This is a genomic window from Pseudomonas sp. AC136, assembly GCF_979258585.1.
In genome coordinates this window covers 4,269,934-4,287,991 of record NZ_OZ409865.1, presented here as the reverse complement: position 1 = coordinate 4,287,991, position 18,058 = coordinate 4,269,934, and the positions used below count along the sequence as shown (strand labels likewise).

General features: G+C 60.3%; 17 protein-coding genes. 13 read left to right on the top strand and 4 right to left on the bottom strand.

From position 1 onward, the window contains the following. Positions 1 to 3 precede the first annotated feature (3 nt). Genes ACZZZU_RS19210 through ACZZZU_RS19175 form a run of 8 tightly spaced genes read left to right on the top strand, consistent with a single transcriptional unit; the run spans position 4 to position 6,207 of the window. Positions 4 to 480: a nuclear transport factor 2 family protein gene (locus ACZZZU_RS19210; protein ID WP_463551518.1), complete on the top strand. Its 477-nt coding sequence runs from the start codon at positions 4 to 6 to the stop codon at positions 478 to 480. Then, entirely contained in the window at positions 477 to 1,265 is a 789-nt protein-coding gene (locus tag ACZZZU_RS19205; protein WP_463551517.1) for an SDR family NAD(P)-dependent oxidoreductase, read from the top strand. The genes ACZZZU_RS19210 and ACZZZU_RS19205 overlap by 4 nt, the downstream gene beginning before the upstream one ends. Continuing rightward, positions 1,262 to 2,512, top strand: a complete 1,251-nt coding sequence (locus ACZZZU_RS19200; protein WP_463551516.1) for an NAD(P)/FAD-dependent oxidoreductase — start codon at positions 1,262 to 1,264, stop codon at positions 2,510 to 2,512. The genes ACZZZU_RS19205 and ACZZZU_RS19200 overlap by 4 nt, the downstream gene beginning before the upstream one ends. Then, positions 2,509 to 3,306 (top strand): DUF1365 domain-containing protein, encoded by a 798-nt coding sequence (locus tag ACZZZU_RS19195; protein WP_463551515.1) that lies wholly within the window; start codon positions 2,509 to 2,511, stop codon positions 3,304 to 3,306. Before ACZZZU_RS19200 ends, ACZZZU_RS19195 begins: the two co-directional genes overlap by 4 nt. Beyond that, a complete protein-coding gene (locus tag ACZZZU_RS19190; protein ID WP_463551514.1) occupies positions 3,293 to 4,564 on the top strand; it encodes a class I SAM-dependent methyltransferase in 1,272 nt (423 codons plus the stop codon). Before ACZZZU_RS19195 ends, ACZZZU_RS19190 begins: the two co-directional genes overlap by 14 nt. A 16-nt stretch (positions 4,565 to 4,580) precedes the next feature. After that, positions 4,581 to 5,066 carry a DUF2878 domain-containing protein gene (locus ACZZZU_RS19185; RefSeq protein ID WP_463551513.1) on the top strand — a complete coding sequence of 162 codons (486 nt, stop codon included), beginning with the start codon at positions 4,581 to 4,583 and terminating at the stop codon, positions 5,064 to 5,066. A gap of 39 nt (positions 5,067 to 5,105) precedes the next feature. After that, entirely contained in the window at positions 5,106 to 5,423 is a 318-nt protein-coding gene (locus ACZZZU_RS19180) for a YkgJ family cysteine cluster protein (RefSeq protein WP_122492890.1), read from the top strand. A 58-nt stretch (positions 5,424 to 5,481) separates the two neighbouring features. Beyond that, positions 5,482 to 6,207: a class I SAM-dependent methyltransferase gene (locus tag ACZZZU_RS19175; RefSeq protein ID WP_463551512.1), complete on the top strand. Its 726-nt coding sequence runs from the start codon at positions 5,482 to 5,484 to the stop codon at positions 6,205 to 6,207. Positions 6,208 to 6,220: 13 nt separating this feature from the next. Here ACZZZU_RS19175 and yjiA read toward each other — a convergent pair whose 3' ends face one another. The 3 genes from yjiA to ACZZZU_RS19160 all read right to left on the bottom strand — a co-directional run bounded on the left by yjiA (position 6,221) and on the right by ACZZZU_RS19160 (position 9,625). Next, a complete protein-coding gene (gene yjiA, locus ACZZZU_RS19170; RefSeq protein WP_463551511.1) occupies positions 6,221 to 7,195 on the bottom strand; it encodes a GTPase in 975 nt (324 codons plus the stop codon). A gap of 98 nt (positions 7,196 to 7,293) precedes the next feature. Then, positions 7,294 to 7,497: a YbdD/YjiX family protein gene (locus ACZZZU_RS19165; RefSeq protein WP_122452145.1), complete on the bottom strand. Its 204-nt coding sequence runs from the start codon at positions 7,495 to 7,497 to the stop codon at positions 7,294 to 7,296. A 61-nt stretch (positions 7,498 to 7,558) separates the two neighbouring features. Further along, on the bottom strand, positions 7,559 to 9,625 hold the full coding sequence (locus ACZZZU_RS19160; protein ID WP_122492893.1) for a carbon starvation CstA family protein: 2,067 nt from the start codon (positions 9,623 to 9,625) through the stop codon (positions 7,559 to 7,561). Between the two features lie 398 nt (positions 9,626 to 10,023). Here ACZZZU_RS19160 and ACZZZU_RS19155 point away from each other — a divergent pair, with 398 nt between their 5' ends. Continuing rightward, positions 10,024 to 11,817, top strand: a complete 1,794-nt coding sequence (locus ACZZZU_RS19155) for a ShlB/FhaC/HecB family hemolysin secretion/activation protein (RefSeq protein WP_463551510.1) — start codon at positions 10,024 to 10,026, stop codon at positions 11,815 to 11,817. Between the two features lie 29 nt (positions 11,818 to 11,846). Further along, positions 11,847 to 13,358 (top strand): ESPR-type extended signal peptide-containing protein, encoded by a 1,512-nt coding sequence (locus tag ACZZZU_RS19150; RefSeq protein ID WP_463551509.1) that lies wholly within the window; start codon positions 11,847 to 11,849, stop codon positions 13,356 to 13,358. Between the two features lie 107 nt (positions 13,359 to 13,465). Here the strand turns inward: ACZZZU_RS19150 and ACZZZU_RS19145 are convergent, their stop codons facing one another. After that, positions 13,466 to 13,972 carry a DUF3015 domain-containing protein gene (locus ACZZZU_RS19145; RefSeq protein WP_122492896.1) on the bottom strand — a complete coding sequence of 169 codons (507 nt, stop codon included), beginning with the start codon at positions 13,970 to 13,972 and terminating at the stop codon, positions 13,466 to 13,468. 197 nt (positions 13,973 to 14,169) lie between these two features. On the opposite strand from ACZZZU_RS19145, the gene ACZZZU_RS19140 reads away from it, so the two are divergent. From ACZZZU_RS19140 to ACZZZU_RS19130, 3 genes are all read left to right on the top strand, one after another. Beyond that, positions 14,170 to 15,321, top strand: a complete 1,152-nt coding sequence (locus ACZZZU_RS19140) for a DUF3142 domain-containing protein (RefSeq protein WP_463551508.1) — start codon at positions 14,170 to 14,172, stop codon at positions 15,319 to 15,321. Beyond that, positions 15,308 to 17,500: a hypothetical protein gene (locus tag ACZZZU_RS19135; protein WP_463551507.1), complete on the top strand. Its 2,193-nt coding sequence runs from the start codon at positions 15,308 to 15,310 to the stop codon at positions 17,498 to 17,500. Before ACZZZU_RS19140 ends, ACZZZU_RS19135 begins: the two co-directional genes overlap by 14 nt. Before the next feature lie 83 nt (positions 17,501 to 17,583). Further along, a complete protein-coding gene (locus ACZZZU_RS19130) occupies positions 17,584 to 17,952 on the top strand; it encodes a PilZ domain-containing protein (RefSeq protein WP_122492899.1) in 369 nt (122 codons plus the stop codon). The last annotated feature ends 106 nt before the right edge of the window (positions 17,953 to 18,058 follow it).

The window sequence follows — 18,058 nt, the reverse complement described above, 5'->3', positions numbered from 1 at the left end:
GCCATGCCCCTTGAACGAGCATCAGCGCCCGGCGACGAGCCGCAGCGTGACAGTGAACAGCGCGACTTCCTCCGGCGCTTCGCTAACGGCTTTGCCGCCTTGAACGCGGACAATCTGGACGCACTCGGCCAGCTCTACAGCGACAACGTGCGCTTCCAGGATCCACTGCATGAGATTCACGGCCTGCCGGCCATGCGTGCGTACTTCGAGCAGCTGTACGCCAACGTTCAAGACCTGCACTTTCAATTCCACGGGTTCGATGAACTCATGCCGGGCGCCGGCTACCTGCGCTGGACCATGACCTACCGCCATCCCCGTTTGAATGGCGGCAAAGCCATCGCGGTACAAGGCTGTTCGCACCTGCTGTGGCACGACAAGGTGTACGCACACCACGACTACTTCGATGCCGGCGCCCTGCTGTACGAACACCTGCCCGTGATGGGCCGGGTTATTCACTGGCTGAAGGGGCGCCTGGCATGAGCAGCAGCAGACGTATCTGGCTGACCGGCGCCAGCAGCGGCATTGGCGCGGCCCTGGCCGAACAGTTGTTGGCGCAAGGCAACCGCCTCGCCCTCAGTGCGCGCCGTGTGGAACCGTTGCAAGCCCTGGCTGAGCGGTTTCCGGGACGCGTTCTGGTAGTGCCCGGTGACTTGGGCGAAGCCGAACAAGTGCGCGAGATCGGTGAGCAGATCGCCCAGCAATGGGGTGCGCTGGATGGCGCGATTCTGAATGCCGGCACCTGCGAATACATCGACGCTCAGCACTTCGAAGCGGCCATGATCGAGCGCGTCATGCGCGCCAACCTGCTGTCGGCCAGTTACTGCATTGAGGCGGCATTGCCGTTGTTGCGTGCAGGCCACCAGCCGCATTTGGTCGCCGTTGCCAGCTCGGTCACCTATTTGCCGTTGCCTCGCGCCGAAGCCTACGGTGCCTCGAAAGCGGCGCTGCGTTATCTGATGCAGGCGCTGCGCATTGACCTCGCCGCCGAGGGCATCGACGTCACGTTGGTGAGCCCGGGCTTTGTCGACACGCCGCTCACCGCGCGCAATGACTTCGCCATGCCGATGACCTGGACCGCTGAAAAAGCCGCCACACACATCGCCAAGCGCCTGCCAAAACGCCCCCACGAAATCGCGTTCCCCGGCCCTTTTATTGCCGTGCTCAAGCTGCTCGCCAGCCTGCCTTCCACCGTGCAATTGGCCATGGGTAAACGCATGGCCCGCACCTCTGAGCCTGCTCAGCATTCCGCCAAGGACGACGTATGAAAATTGCCATTATCGGCAGCGGTATTTCAGGGCTGACCAGCGCCTATCTGCTCAATCGCCAGCACGATATTCAGGTATTTGAAGCCAGCGATTGGATCGGAGGCCACACCCATACCGTGGACGTGCAGGTCGATGGCCGCGACTACGCGGTGGATACCGGTTTTATCGTGTTCAACGACTGGACCTACCCGAACTTCATTCGCTTGCTCGACAAACTGAAAGTGGCCTACCAACCCACCGAAATGAGCTTCTCGGTGCACGACCTGCAGAGCGGCGTGGAGTACAACGGCAACACGCTAAACAGCCTGTTCGCCCAGCGCCGCAATCTGCTTTCGCCGACGTTTTGGGGCATGTTGCGCGACATTCTTCGCTTCAACCGCGAAGCGCTGGCCGAGCTGGAAAACCAGCAAATCAACTCCGGCATGACGCTGGGGACTTATTTGAAAACGCGCGGCTATCGCCAGCGCTTTATCGACCATTACATCGTGCCGATGGGTGCGGCGATCTGGTCGATGTCGCTGGGCGAAATGCTCAATTTTCCGCTGCGTTTCTTTGTGCAGTTTTTCAAGAATCACGGCCTGCTGTCGGTGAACAACCGGCCGCAATGGCACGTGATCAGCGGCGGTTCGCGTGGTTATGTGGAGCCGCTGGTTGCGTCGTTCCGCCAGCACATCCGGCTCAATTGCCCGGTGCTGAAAGTGGAACGCGATGAGCTTGGCGTGACCGTGCACAGCGCCCAGGGCATCGAGCATTTCGACAAGGTGATTTTCGCCTGCCACAGCGACCAGGCGCTGCGCCTGCTCGACCAGCCGACGGCGGCGGAGCAAAGCGTTCTCGGCGCGTTGCCGTATGCCGAAAACGACGTGGTGCTGCACACCGATACGCGCCTGCTACCCAAGCGCCGCCTGGCCTGGGCCAGCTGGAACTACCGCCTCGACGGCAACCGCGAGCGCGCGGCGGCGGTGACGTACGACATGAACATTCTGCAAGGCATTCAGAGCGACACCACGTTCTGCGTGAGCCTGAATCAGAACGAGGTGATCGACCCGGCAAAGGTGCTGTCGCGCCACACCTATGCGCATCCGCAATACAGCCTGGCCGGCGTCGAAGCACAAGGGCGCTGGCACGAGCTGCTCGGGGTAAACCATACGTACTACTGCGGCGCCTACTGGGCCAACGGTTTTCATGAAGATGGCGTCGTCAGCGCCCTGCGCGTTGGGCAGGCGTTTGGCGAGGCGCTGCAATGAACAGCGCCTTATACAGCGGCTGGGTGCAGCACCGGCGCTTCAGCCCGCGCGCCCATGATTTCCGTTATCGCATGGGCTTTCTGTTTCTTGATCTGGATGAACAGGAGCAGGTGCTGGCGTTATCGCCATTGGCGGGGCGCAGTCGCTGGGCGCCGTTTGCGTTTCGCGAGACCGACTTTCTGCCGACCTTCACCGGCGCCGGCATTCGCCTGAGCGATGCCGTGCGCGGCGTGGTCAGCGAGGCCTTGGGCACGCCGCTGCTGGGCAGAATCTGCTTACTGGCACAGCCGCGCAGTTGGGGCGTGGCGTTTAATCCGGCGAGTTTTTTCTACTGCTATGACAGCGTCGGGCAGTTGCAGGCGGTGTTGTGCGAAGTCAGCAACACGCCGTGGCGCGAGCGTTATCACTATGTGTTGCCATGCGAAGACGGCCACTCCGGCCCGCACCATGTGCGGGTGGACAAGTCGTTCCATGTATCGCCGTTTTTGCCGCGCGATTTGCAGTACCGCATGACCTTCAGCCAGCCCACTGCACGCCTGGGCGTGTTCATGGCCGACTGGCAAGGCGAGCACAAACTGTTCGACGCCAGCCTGAGTCTGACGCGCAGCCCGCTGACGCGCGCGAGCCTGCACCGGCATTTGCTGAGCTTTCCCTGGATGACCGCCAAAACCGTGTTGGCCATCTACTGGCAGGCCCTGCGCCTGCTGCTTAAACGCACGCCCCTTTTCTCCCACCAGCCGGCGCAGGGTTCTGTGCGCGTGGCTTCGCCGGAAAGCCACCATGAAAAGCCCTAGCCTCAGCAGTAAAACCTTTTCCCGCACTGGCAATGGCATCGGCGCCGGCCTATTGCGCCGCGCCGTGTTGCGCCTGCTCGGGCAACTGCGCCACGGCCAACTGAGCATCGTCGAGAACGGCGAGCGCCTGGTGTTCGGCCAGCCTGGCGCTGAGCTGCAGGCGGAAATTCACGTGCTCGACCCGGCCCTGTGGTCGCTGGTCGCCAGCAATGGCTCGATTGGTTCCGGTGAAGCGTATATCCATGGCTATTGGAGTTCGCCGGACCTGACCGCCGTGGTGCGCGTGTTTGTGTGCAACCTCGATCTGCTCGATTCCATGGAGCGCGGCCTGGCACAACTGGGGCGACCGTTGGTGGCCGGCCTGCATTGGCTGAACCGCAACACACGCAAGGGCTCGCAGAAAAACATCGCGGCGCATTACGACTTGGGTAACGAGCTGTTCGAGCAGTTCCTCGACCCGACCATGATGTATTCCGCTGCCATGTTCCAACGCGCGGACGACACCCTGGAGCAGGCGCAGCTGAATAAGCTGGAACGCATCTGCCAGAAGCTCGCGCTAAAGCCGACCGACCACTTGCTGGAGATCGGCACCGGCTGGGGCAGCATGGCGATTTACGCGGCGGTGAATTACGGCTGCCAGGTGACCACCACCACGTTGTCGCGCGAGCAATATGCCTACACCCGTCAGCGCATTGAAGCGCAGGGGCTGCAAGATCGGGTGACGCTGCTGTTGCAGGACTACCGCGACCTGGTTGGCCAGTACGACAAATTGGTGTCCATCGAAATGATCGAAGCGGTGGGCCACAGCTTTCTGCCTACCTACTTCAAGCAATGCGCGCACCTGCTCAAAGACGATGGGTTGATGCTGCTGCAGGCCATCACCATCCGCGACCAGCGCTATGAGCAGGCCAAACGCAGTGTCGACTTCATTCAACGCTACATTTTCCCCGGCGGCGCCCTGCCCTCGCTGACCACCATGCTCACGGTGGTGACTGAAGAAACCGACATGAACCTTCTGCACATGGAAGACTTCGGCCTGCATTACGCCCGCACCTTGCGCCTGTGGCACGACAACCTGCGCAACGCCCGCCATGCCTTGCACGACAAGGGTTACGACGATTACTTCTTCCGCTTGTGGGAGTTTTACCTGTGTTACTGCGAGGGCGGTTTTATCGAGCGCACCATCGGCACCGCGCAGCTGCTATTGGCCAAACCAGCGGCGCAACCTGCGCCTTTGTTGGGCCGCTTTGACGCTTAAAACCGTGGCGAACGCCGTGCTATTTCAGCTCGGTTGGTTCGCGGGGGTATATAGCCCGCAATACCCGGCATTGCTGGGGATCATCGCACTGGTGGTGGTTATTCACCTGGCGTGGCTCGGGCGCGGCGAGTGGCGCTTGCTGCTGGCAGTAACGCTGCTGGGCACCGCCATCGACAGCGCCCTGATGCACGGCGGCCTGTTCGTGTTTGCCGAGGGGCAAGCGTTGCTGGGCGGCTGGCTGATTCCCGCCTGGTTGGTGCTGATGTGGACACTGCTGGCCACCACCTTGCGCCATTGTCTGGCCTGGACGGCACGGCCGCTGGGGCTGGCGTGCGTATTGGGCGCGGTGAGTGCGCCGCTGTCGTACTACGCCGGCGCTCGGCTCACCGGGGTGCAATTGCCCTTCGGGCTGGCGGCAAGTCTGCTGACCCTGGCGATGCTGTGGGCCGTGCTGTTTCCGTTGCTGCACGCCCTGGCGCGGCGCCTGCACCCGGACGAATAGCAGCCTGCGTCGGGCGGCAATCTGTACACTGTCGCCCCCATGAGCGACCTTCCTGCCATTCCCCTCGTCACCCTCGAGCCCACGCCTGCCGTGGCCTGCTCCAACTGCGCGGCGTGCTGCTGCCAGTTGGAAGTGATGCTGCTCACCGACACCGGCGTACCCGAGCGCTACATCGACACCGATGAGTGGGGCGGCGAGGTGATGGCGCGTCTCGACGACGGCTGGTGCATTGCGCTGGACCGCGACACGATGCGCTGCACCATCTACGAAAACCGGCCCTGGGTGTGCCGGATTTTTGAGACCGGCTCAGCGGAGTGCCTGGAAGAACGCCAACAGTTGTCGACCATTTACCGCTAATTCCCACAGCAGCATCGGTATAGTCGCACCTTAGACGTAACGGACAGGGACGCCCCACGTGCGCAGCATTGAACGCATTTACCCCAAAGACCTCAACCCGCAAAACCCCGACGACCACGCCACGCTGGCCATTCATATGCAGCGCTATGAATTCGCCTCGGGTTTGCTCAGTGGCGCGCGCGTTCTCGACATGGCCTGCGGCTGCGGTTACGGCACAGCGTTATTGGCCGAGCAGAACCCGGACAAGACTGTGATCGGCGTGGACATCGACCCCGACGCCATCGCCTACGCCCAGCAGCACTATCGGCTGAGCAACCTCAGCTACGTGTGCGCCAATGCCGAAACCTTCGCGGGCGAACAGGCGTTCGACACCATCGTCAGCCTGGAAACCATCGAACATTTGCCCAGCCCTGCCCGCCTCGTCGCCAACTACAGTCGCCTGTTGGCAAGCGGCGGTCAGGTGATTGCCTCGGTGCCGATTACGCCGACCCTGGACGGCAATCCCCATCACCTGCACGACTTCAGCAAAGGCTCGTTCGCGCGGCTGTTCCGCAGCCAAGGCCTGCGCTCGGTGAAGGAGCTCGAGCAAGTTCAGTGGTGGCAATTCAAGGGGCTGTTCAGCAAGAAAGCCGATCACCAGAAACAGCATCGCTCTGAAGGCGTGGGCAATGCGGTGTTGCAGTATTACCGGCGCCACCCGTTCTATCTGCTGGCGCGCCTGGGTTCGATGCTTCGCTATGGCTTTAGCAATCGCTACCTGACGTGCCAGTTCAAGGCGCAGTGATCGCGCCCTGAGTTCAGTCAGCTGCTACGGCGGCGAACCCAGCGCGAATCTCTTCTTCGGGCAACTGGTCACCGATAAACACGATCACGCTTTCGCGAACATCGTCGGCGAGCCATCCGCGGTCCCAGTCAAAGCCGTACAGGCGCAGCACGCCCTGGAACACCATGCGCCGGTCTTCGCCGGCAATGTTCAGCACGCCCTTGTAGCGCAGCAGCGAATTGCCGTGGGTTTCCAGCAGGTTTTCCATGAAGGCGCTGAGCTTGTCGATATCCAGCGGCTGCTCGCTTTTCAGCACCAGGGTGCCGATGCGGTCCGGGCTGGCGGCCGGGGTTAGCGGGCGCAGGCTGATGGTGGTGGGAAGGTCAGCGTTGAGGTTGAAGCCGCGTACATCCAGCAGTTCGGCCAAATCGATTTGACCATGTTCAACCACACGAATCGGCGCCCGGCGGTTGATGCGCCCGAGGCGCTGCACCAGCGCGTCGTAGTGCTCGTCGGTCACCAAGTCGCGCTTGCTCACCAGAATGCGATCGGCGAACCCAACCTGCGCCTGGGCGATGGGCTCGGCCAGGTGGCGCTCGGCATTGGCGGCGTCGACCACGGTGATGATGCCGTCGAGCACATAGCGCTCGCACAGTTCTTCCTCGGCGAAAAAGGTTTGCGCGACTGGCGCCGGGTCGGCCAGGCCGGTGCACTCGATCACCAGGCGATCGAACGCCAGCTCGCCGCTGTCCAGGCGATCCAGAAGCAGGTAGAGGGCTTTCTCCAGCTCGACGTGTATGGAGCAGCACACGCAGCCGTTGGCGAGGGTCATCACCTGCACCGGCTCGGTGCCGAGCAGTTCGCTGTCGATGGGCGTTTCGCTGAATTCGTTCTCGATGACTGCAATCTTCAGCCCGTGCTCTGCCTTGAGAATATGCCGCAGCAAGGTGGTTTTGCCGGCACCGAGAAACCCGCTGAGAACGGTGACCGGAATGGGAGCGTGACTCATGGTTACGTCCTGAACAGTGACGCCGTGGGGCGCCTGAATAGAAAACGCCACGACAAGCGTGGCGCCAGAAATTTCAACAGAAGAAAAGTGCGGTCGATTCAGCAGCAGCGAATGGGCCGCCCCTTTCCGCCGCCATAACGGGCTTCCTGACGTTCACGAAAGAACTCTTCGTACGTCATTACCGGTTTGTCCGGGTGCTTGTTGGCCATGTGTTCGACGTAATTGTCGTAATCGGGCATGCCCACCAGCATGCGCGCGGCCTGCCCCAGGTATTTGCCCATGCGACTCAGGTCATTGAACATGGTCTGTCCTCAATAAAGCGGGCCGGCGCGACGCCGGCCCGTGTCCACGCACGTGATTGGCTCAGATGTGCGGAATGGGTTCGAACGGGGTTTCCTTGTCGCTGCGCTCTGGGCGAACCCAGGCCGCGCGGCCAACCTTGATGGCGTAGAACAGCACGCTGAACACCACGAACAGGAACAGCACCGTGAGGGTGGCGTTGGTGTAGGCGTTGAAGATCACGTGCTGCATTTGCTCGGCATCTTTGGCCGGGGCGATCACTTGGCCTGCGGCCAATGCATCGCTGTATTTGCGACCCAGTGCCACGAAGCCCACTGCCGGGTTGCTGTCGAACAGTTTGATCAGGCCTGCGGTGGTGGTGCAGATTAGCAGCCAGGTGGCGGGCAACGCCGTGACCCAAGCGTACTGCTGACGCTTCATTTTGATCAGCACCACGGTGCCGAGCATCAGCGCGATGCCAGCCAGCATCTGGTTGGAAATACCGAACAGCGGCCACAACGTATTGATGCCGCCCAACGGATCGACTACGCCCTGGTACAGCAACCAGCCCCACATCGCTACGCAACCGCCCGTGGCAATGATGTTGGCGATCCAGGAATCGGTTTTGCGCAGCGCCGGCACGAAGTTGCCGAGCAGATCTTGCAGCATGAACCGACCGGCTCGGGTACCCGCATCGACCGCCGTGAGGATAAACAGCGCCTCGAACAGAATCGCGAAGTGGTACCAGAAGGCCATGGTGTTTTCACCCGGCAGCACCTGGTGAAGAATCTGCGCGATACCCACCGCCAACGTCGGCGCACCACCGGCACGCGCCAGAATGGTGGTTTCACCAATGTCACGCGCCGTGGCTTCCAGCACCTCGGGCGTGATCAGGAACCCCCAACTGCTGACCGTTGCCGCCACCGAGGCAACATCCGCACCCACTACAGCGGGTGGGCTGTTCATGGCGAAGTACACGCCCGGTTCAATCACCGAGGCAGCGACCATGGCCATGATTGCCACGAACGATTCCATCAACATGCCGCCGTAACCGATGTAGCGCGCATGGGACTCGCTCGCCAGCAGCTTCGGCGTGGTGCCCGAGGAGATCAGTGCGTGGAAACCAGACACCGCACCGCAGGCAATGGTGATGAACAGGAACGGGAACAAGCCGCCTTTCCACACCGGGCCGGTGCCGTCGACGAATTGCGTCAGCGCTGGCATTTTCAGATCGGGCATGGTGATCAGGATGCCCAGCGCCAAGGCGATGATGGTGCCGATCTTGAGGAAGGTAGACAGGTAGTCACGCGGGGCCAACAGCAACCACACCGGCAGCACCGACGCCACGGCGCCGTAGCCGATCAGCATCCAAGTGATTTCAATGCCGGTGAAAGTAAACATCGGCGCCCATTCCGGGCTGGCGGCAACCTGGCCGCCGAGCCAGATGGAACCGAGCAACAGCAGCAGGCCCACCACGGAGATCTCGCCAATTCGGCCCGGGCGGATATAGCGCATGTACACGCCCATGAGCATCGCGATCGGGATGGTCGCCATCACCGTGAACATACCCCACGGGCTCGACGCCAGGGCCTTCACCACGATCAGCGCCAGCACCGCAAGGATGATGATCATGATCAGGAACGCGCCGAACAGCGCAATGGTGCCGGGCACCTGGCCCATTTCTTCGCGCACCAGCTCACCGAGCGAGCGGCCGTTACGGCGCGTGGAAATGAACAGCACCATGAAGTCTTGTACCGCACCGGCGAGAATCACCCCCGCTATCAGCCAGAGCGTACCGGGCAGATACCCCATCTGCGCAGCAAGCACCGGGCCCACCAAGGGACCTGCGCCAGCGATAGCAGCGAAGTGGTGACCGAACAGAATGTGTTTGTTGGTCGGCACGTAGTCCAGACCATCGTTATTCAACACAGCGGGAGTGGCGCGGTTGGGGTCCAGCTGCATCACCTTATTGGCGATGAACAAACTGTAGTAACGGTAGGCAACCAGATAGAGGGCCACAGCGGCCACCACTATCCATAACGCGTTGATGGCTTCACCGCGGCGCAAGGCCACGACACCCAAGGCACCGGCGCCCACTACGGCCAACACTGCCCAAGGCAGATGGCGTAGGACGCTATTGTTATTGTTCATGGAAAACTCCGAATGGATGGACGTACAAGCGGCCTTTCGAGTTTAGACGTTTCCGTGCCGCAAGGTATCCGACGTTGGTCTAGGCGCAAAGAACAAGACCGTAGCGGCCAGAGAAATCTCTCTACGTAATGCCAAAACCGCAGGTTGATTGGTCGAGCCAAAGCGTGGTGTTGACATCGAAAACGGCACATCAACTCAAACCAATAACATTATTCGGCGACGTGAAAAACCTGGCAACTTCCACATGTCCTACGCCGATAAGACTAATTTCCCACGTTATATATTTCCACCTACAGCCATGTAGGCAGCAACTTACATCCGCAGGCGAACCACATTCTACTCGGTAGCACCAGGCACATTAAGAATGCACCTCCCCATAGATGCATAGATTACCGACCATGCGCCCATCTACCGTTTCACAAGCCAGCGACACCAAACCGATATTTTCACGACGCCACTTCTGCTCGCTCTCCGACGCGATAGGTAAAGCGGTGTTAATCGGCGTTTTCGCGAGCGCAGTTTCACCGTTGCTACAAGCGGCAGATCCAATTCCACGGATTAGCCCTATTGACCGCGAACAAGACTTGCAAAACAAACAGCGGCAACAGGAGGAAATAAACCGCCAACTCGACAAAAACCAACGGGATTCGCAGGCCCCTCAACTGCAACTGCCCGAGTCACCCGAGCCAACTGACAATGGGCCTAAGTTCCTGATCACTACAATCACAATCAATAGCGGTGATCACAGCAGTAGCACTGTCAATGTTGATGAGGTACTCGCTAAGTATAAAAACCGCGAGCTCGGCAGCAGCGATCTGTTCGGCTTGATTCGAGACGTCAGCAATCGATATACCGATGAAGGTTTTTCTACAACAACCGTCAGCCTTGTGCCAAAAAACATGAAGCAAGGCGAAGTAGAACTGAAGATAAATTGGGGCTACGTCGAGGGTTGGTTAATTAATGGAAAACCGCCCAGCGGCCCGTACCAGAAACTGTTAACCGAATCGGCCATGCCCGCACTTTCAGGCAAGCCATTAAATATTCGACAAGTTGACCAAATGGTAGAAAACCTTAATAACGCAGCGAAAACCGCCCGCGTTGATATTCAACCTTCTGAGCGTTTCGGTTATTCATATTTGAATTTGGTTATTGAAGACAAAGGGCTCCCGAGCGTCACGGTCAAGGTTGATAATTCTGGAATGGACAGCCCGAGCAAGGGCCGTTACCGCTTCAGCGCTTCGACCAGCATTAGTGATCTGTTACTGGGCAACGATACCGTCGGCCTTAACCTGAGTACCCGGCGCTATGAACTCAGTGAAAGCAATTCAGAGTACAACGCCGGTGTCACATACTCGGTTCCGTTCGGATTTTCTAAAATTGATCTTCGCTTCAACCATTCGCAGTACGAGCGCCTAACGCCTGGCGGTAACTACGGCACCTATAACACCAGCGGTGACTCGCAAACCTACGCTGCCAAGTTCAGCCATGTACTCAACCGCGGGAAAACGGACAAATTAACTGCATCAGCTGAAATAGAACACAAAGAAAGCGCCAACTATCTAGAAGATGCCTTTCTGGGTACTAATAGTATGCCTTATTCCAACGTCAAGTTCGGCCTGGAACATATCACGCAGCTCGCTGGCGGCTCCTTATATTCCGACGCCACGTTTAGCCAAGGCGTATCTGCCTGGGGTTCGAAACAAGCGGCTTACGACGAACACCACCAACCTAAACACTTTCAAAAGCTTGGATTCAATACAGCGTGGTCGCGTCCATTCAAATGGCAAGACAGGGACTTTAGCTTTTCGTCCCGGGTTGGCGGCCAGTACTCAAAAGATAACTTGTTAGTCGCTGAAAAAATGGGCCTTGGCGATGAATTCACCGTTAGAGGATTCAGGGGCCCGCCTCTATGGGGCGACCAAGGAATTTATATATCAAACACCTTGACGCGCTCACTGCAAATACTAGGAGGATCTATTTCTCCATTAATCGGCCTCGACTCCGGCTATGCGCGAGACGTAACCAAAGAGACAAACGGTGGCGCGATTGCCGGCTTAGCCATAGGAGCCAGCGGAAATTGGCGCTATGGCGGCACCTCAATAACGCTAGGCCTTCCGTTGTATATGCAGGATGAATTAAAGGACGGCAACGACAGTGCCGTCCTTTATATGAGCACCTACGTCAACTTTTAAACTATTTAGATTTTAGAGGATGCACTTTCATGAACAAAAATTGTTTTCGACTGATATTTAGCAAAACCATCGGCTGCTTGATCCCCGTCGCAGAAATCTGTACAGCGCAACGCAAACCCGGGCAAACACGGGGCGCATCCGCTACCAGTACACATCGCTGGGCTTTGAAAGCGCTGCCGCTCGCGCTGCTTGGAATCTTGCCCCAGGCATTCGCACAAATTGCGATAGCGCCGAACCAACAACAAGGTATGAGCCAATCCTCCAACGGCGTACCGGTGATGGAAATCGCCGAGGATGTTCATAACATGGAGCATGAGCGTGGCAGTTGGAGCGCTTCTGTAGGGGTCGCACTCACTACCAATGGAATTATCCAGCCAACCGGTAGCTTCTCGGCTTCTGGCGGCAAGGACTATGACGATAGCCGCCTGACCGCTGAGCAATCGGGTATCAGCTCCGGTTCCATGGACTTCTACGTAGGGGGCAACCAAACGCTTACCGGCGCTCACATTCTTAACTCTTCGGGTCAAGGCTCATATCGAGTAGAGGGCACCACTACGGCTGCTGCTCTGGATGACTTCCGTAACAAAGATGGTGGCTACGGTGGCGGAGGCGCTGGCGTGAGCAAGACGGGCGTGCCGTCGGTGACCATTCAGGCCGGTCGCGTTGATCAGGTTAAATACAACGCCACGCAAAACAGTACCGTCGACTTGGGTGGTATGGAGATGAGTGTGGGCGGCGGCGTGGTAGGGCAACTCAACCGCGACGGCAATAATCTGACTAACGTAACGCAGGATCGGAAGATCGCGGGTACCGACATTAAAATCGAGCTTAGCTTGCCGACCTATAACAAGCAGAAGAAGAAAAATAAAGTTGAGCCGCAGCGAACGCTTGCTGACACCGGCTCGGCAGACGCTCCATCGCGACCAACCAGCGCGGCGAGCGCAGACGTGGATGTGCCTAACGCTCCGTCTCGACCAACCAGCACGGCGAGCGCCGACGTTGACTTGCCGAACGTGCCGTCGCGGCCAACCAATGTGGCGAGCGCAGACGTGAGCGTGCCGACCGCAACCCGGCCCGCGAGCACAGACGTGGATGCTCCCGACGCATCATCCAAGCAGCCCGTCAGTACAGCGAGCGCAGACGTTGCGGTTAACGTGCCATCGAAAAAGCCGGCCGGCCAAGGTGGTAACGATTTGGCTCGCCACGTGACGTCGCAACAGGTCGGTACGCAGCTGAAAAATGCCTTGGCAAAACTCAACGCGTCTGACAACGCCACGGTGAACTCGCTGAAAACCGCGCCGGTGACCGTTAAGGTTATGGACGCCTCTGGCAAAACCGTTGACATAAAAGTCAGCGATGCCTCGTCCCTGCAACAGCTGCATGGGATGCGCGTCGTGACGGGTGAACAGGCGGTCGGCATCAAGCCGGAGGGGAGTCAGCACGGTAAAAGCTCAGAGACGTTCATCAATATTACGAAAGTATCGCCAGGGAAATTCATCTACAACTTCATAAGCAGGGAACCGGCGCCCTTGAAAAAGTAAGGCTCGTTAACGCAACAACGGTGGGTTCTCGCTAACCCACCAACTTCAACAAAAAAGGGCTGGTTTCTAACCAGCCCTTTTTTACGCCTGCAATTTAGCGTTGGACGCTAAGCCGGTTGCTTGGCATACCGTGCCAACTGGGCGTCTTTGCTCATCACATCCAGCGTATTGGCCAGCACCTGTTCGCTGGTCACGTCAGCCTTCGAGAAGATGCTGTCGAAGTTGGCGTGGGTCACCTGGGCAAAGTGCGCGCGGTCGCCTTTTTCAACGCCGAGCAACGTGGCGTAGGCGTCTAACGCTTCCCCCTGACCTTGGGCCATGTCTTCAGCAATTGAGTCGAGCATGCCGTTCATGGCCAGCATGGAGCGGCCGCCGTACCCGAGTTTTACGTGGGAGTCGCAGCCGTTGGTGCCAGAGGTGAGGCCAAACGTGGCGTTCCCGGAAGTGCCATTGGTGGTGGTCGCAAGCAGGTGCGGCGCCAAACCGCGCTGCCCTTCAAACAGCATGTTGCCCCACCCACAGCCACCGCCGCCGGCCTGATCGGCCTGGGCCGCAAAGCTGGCCGCGCTGAGTACTGCCACTATCAAACCTTTGCCAAGCAATCGCTTATCCATGTCTGCGCTCCGCAGTGATTGTTTTTTAAACGCTCTTGCAGCTTTGGTGACACATACCCCCCTGTCAAATCGACGCCGGACGACCGGTAGGCTTGGCACGCCCTCAGCGCTCATGCACCATGGCGCGCCGCCTCCCTTGAGCCCTGCCGCACGTGCCCGTTCCACTGCCTTTGTGGCGAACCCTTTGCGTCGTTTTTTTGGCCGTCATCACCCTGGCCGGCTGCGAGCGGCCGCCCGCGATTTCGCTGGATCAGCAGGTTTATATCTGGCAGCGGCAATGGCGTGCGAGCCATGCCCAAGCACTTGCGCAAAGCCATGCCGACTTTTCCACGCTGCGCATATTGGCCGCGCAACTGCATCCGCGCGAAGGATGGATTCAGGCACGCATCGACCCGCAGTTGCTCAAGCAAGATGGCCGGCCGCTGGTGGCGGTCATCCGCCTCGATGGTCAACTGCCCCGTCTCGACAGCGCCGCCATCGCCGCACAGATGCAGACCTTGATCAGCACCTGGCAGGCTATGGGCTTGAACCTGCGTGGCGTGGAAATTGACCACGACTGTGCAAGTAATCGGCTAAGCGAGTACGCCGCCTTGCTTCATACCCTGCGTAACCAAATCCCACACGACGTCACGCTGAGCATCACTGCCCTGCCCGCCTGGCTGAGCAGTCCGGCGCTGACCGCCGTGCTTGCCCAGGTCGACAGTTCGGTGCTGCAAGTGCACGCCGTTCGCCGCCCTTCGCTTGGCTTGTTCGAGCCAGAGCAGGCGCTGCGTTGGGCCGTTGCCTACGGCGCGCTTAGCCCGAAACCGTTTTTGCTTGCCCTTCCCGCCTATGGCGTGGCGCTGACCGACAACGGCGAGGTGGAAAGCGAAGCGCCGCTGATGCAAGGTGGCACGCGCCGCGAGCTGCAAGCCGATCCACACCAAGTGGCCGCATTGCTCAAGCAATTGCAAAGCACGCCCATCAATCACTTGACCGGGCTGATATGGTTTCGCCTGCCGCTGGCCGATGACCGCCGTGCCTGGCCGCTGGCAACCCTGCAAGCGGTGCTGCACCAGCAGCCGTTGCGCGGCGATGTGCAGGTCGTCGTGCTTGAGCAAGGTTCGCTGTATGAAGTGCGCGTGATCAACCGGGGCAACGCGTCCGCTCCGCTGCCCGCTGAACTGACGACGTCAGCCCAAGGCTGCGAAGCCGGCGACGGCGCGCGCGATTACCGCCTGCAACGTCCGCTCGACAACCCGCGCTTCGTGCGCCAACAGCCCGCCCAACTCGCCGCCGGCCAGACCCGCGTAGTCGGCTGGGTACGCTGCCACCATCTCGATCAAGGAGGATTTCGTGTCACACCTTAAGTTGCGTCGTCACGTGCTTGCCGTCGCCGTCAGTGCGGTTCTGGCGAGTGCCGCCGCCGAGGCCTGCGGCCCGGATTACCCGTTGCGATTGCTGGGCGACCGCGCCAACAGCCTGGCCGAGTTGCCTGAAAGCAACTTCACCTTCGAGGCCGGACGTCTCGCCGTCTCGGTGCCAGCCCTGAAGCCCGCAGCGCCAGCAGACACCGAGAGCCGCTGGGACGAGGCGCAAAACCGCTACCTCGACGAGCGGGAAGTGGCCGAGCCCAAAGGTTTAAGCCCTGAGCAAGTGGCGAAAATCGTCGAACTGCGCCAGCTCACCGACGCCGCTCAGGCCGAAGCAGCGGGCGCAAGCTTGCCCGCCGAGCTGCGCCTTTACACCGCCGGCGCGGTGGCGTTCGTGCAGGCGGACGATGCCACGGCGCAGGCCTATTTCCGTCAGGTGCTGGCGCTGCCGGCCGGCGAACGTCAGCTGCGCGGCGCCTGGGCGGCCTATTCCCTGGGACGCAGCCTGGCCCGTTCCGCCGACGCCGCGCGCGCCGCAGACCTCACCGATGAACAACTGACCCAAGCGCGCCAGGCAGATGTCGACGGCGCTAAACAAGCCTTCCAGCAAACCCGCCAACTGGTGCTCGACGGCGCCAGCGATGCCATGGAACTGGGCATCGCCAGCCTCGGCGAAGAAGCGCGCCTGGAGCTGGATGAAGGCGACTGGTCGGCTGCTATCGGGCTGTACGCCAGTCAGCTAAAACTCGGCTCCACCACCGGCTACAGCTCCATGAAGGCGCTTGCCGTCGATCTCAGCCAGATGCCGGAAGAGCAACTGGCGCCGCTGCTTCAGCAACTGCCGGTGCAGCGCCTGCTGACGGCGTACCTCATCAGCCATGCCGGCTGGTCGTACGGCGAGCAGCCAGTGGGCGAGCAAACCTTGGTGAAACTGCTGCAACGGGGCGACATTGCCAATATGGCCAACGCCGACCGCCTCGCCGCGTTGAGTTATCAAGTGGGCGACTACGCCGCCACCGCCGCCCTGCTCGAACATGCGCCCGACAATGGCCTGACGTGGTGGCTGCGGGCAAAAATCGCCTTGCGCAACGGCGATCAGAACAGCGCCAAGGCCGCCTATGCCAAAGCCGCCCAGGCCTTTCCTGAAGACGAGTCCTGGGGCTGGCGCCGCGACGCTAACTGGAACAGCGAAACCCTGCAGCCGCACTGCCGCGTCGAGGGCGAAGGCGCCATTCTGGCGCTGCAACGCGGCGACTACCTCGAAGCCTTCGAAGCCTTGTACCGCAGCGGCTATATCTACTGGGGCGACACGGCCGAAGTCGCCGAACGGGTGCTGACCACCGACGAGCTGAAAGCCTTCGTCGATGCCAACGTGCCGGCTCCGCCCTCGATTGCCACGCCGCCCGAGCCTTACGTTTACCAACCGCGCCCGGTTGCCGCCCAATTGCGGCAACTGTTGGCACGCCGCCTGTTGCGCGATGGGCGCTATGACGAGGCGCCGGACTATTTCTATGAAGTGAGCCTGCAAACAGCTGCCCGCGAGTACGGCCAAGCCCGGCAAGCGGCGCAGTCGCGCTGGACCGACACAGGCAAAGCCGAAGCGCTGTATCAGGCCGGTAAGCTGGCGCGCAGGCAAGGCATGGAGTTGCTCGGCTACGAAATGTCGCCCGACTTTGCCTGGTTCGACGGTATGTATTCCCTCGACCGGGTGCAGGTTCAGACGCCAGGTGGACTGTTGAGCCAAGCCGAAACCGAGCGGCAAAACGCCAACCTGGCGCAGCCCAACAACCGCTACCACTACCGCTGGGTCGCGGCCGAACTGGCTAACCAAGCCGCCGACTTGCTGCCGACCACCAGCCAGGCCTACGCCGCCACGCTGTGCCGCGCCACCGGCTGGATTATCTACAGCGACCTGCCGCTGGCGCAGCGCTATTACCAGCGTTACGTGGACAACGGACCAGTGGTGCCCTGGTCCGGAAATTTCGGCCAGAACTGCGAAGAGCCGGACTTCGAGCACGTCACCCAGCGCCTGTGGCAGTACCGCCTCGACACCACCTGGAAAGCCCTGCGCCCGTATAAATTTTGGCTGTTCGGCCTGGCGCTGGTCGCCGGCCTGGCAGTGGTCGGCTACCGGCGAAAAAAGCGCGCCGTCACACTTCAGCCACCGCAGCCATAGCCGGTGCCGTAGCCTTGGCTATAGTGATGGAACCGAAATGCCCCGATGAAATCGGATAGACACTGCCTACTGGAGCAAACCCCATGAGTGAGTCAACCAACGAGCGTCGGCGCTTCCAGCGCATTGCCTTCGACGCCAGCACCGAAATCGCCCAAGGCGATCAGCGCTGGACGGTTGAACTGCACGACCTTTCGCTAAAAGGCCTGCTGGTCCAGCGTCCGGAAAACTGGAACGGCGATGTCAGCCAGCCGTTCGACGCCCACGTGCACCTGAGCCCCGACGTTCATGTGCGTATGGAAGCCACCCTAGCCCGCGACGAAGGCGGTTTGCTGGGGTTCGAATGCCGGCACATCGACCTCGACTCGGTGAGCCATTTGCGCCGGCTAGTGGAGCTGAATCTGGGCGACGAAGATTTGCTCGAGCGTGAATTGACCTCGCTCGGCGAGGCCTGAGGGAAACGCGGTCGCTTCGGCTGGTTGGATCGTAATCGCCCTACTGACAGGGTTCTCCCGACAGAGCCTGGATCCCGAATCGTCGGACCGCCGCCTGCGCGGGGAT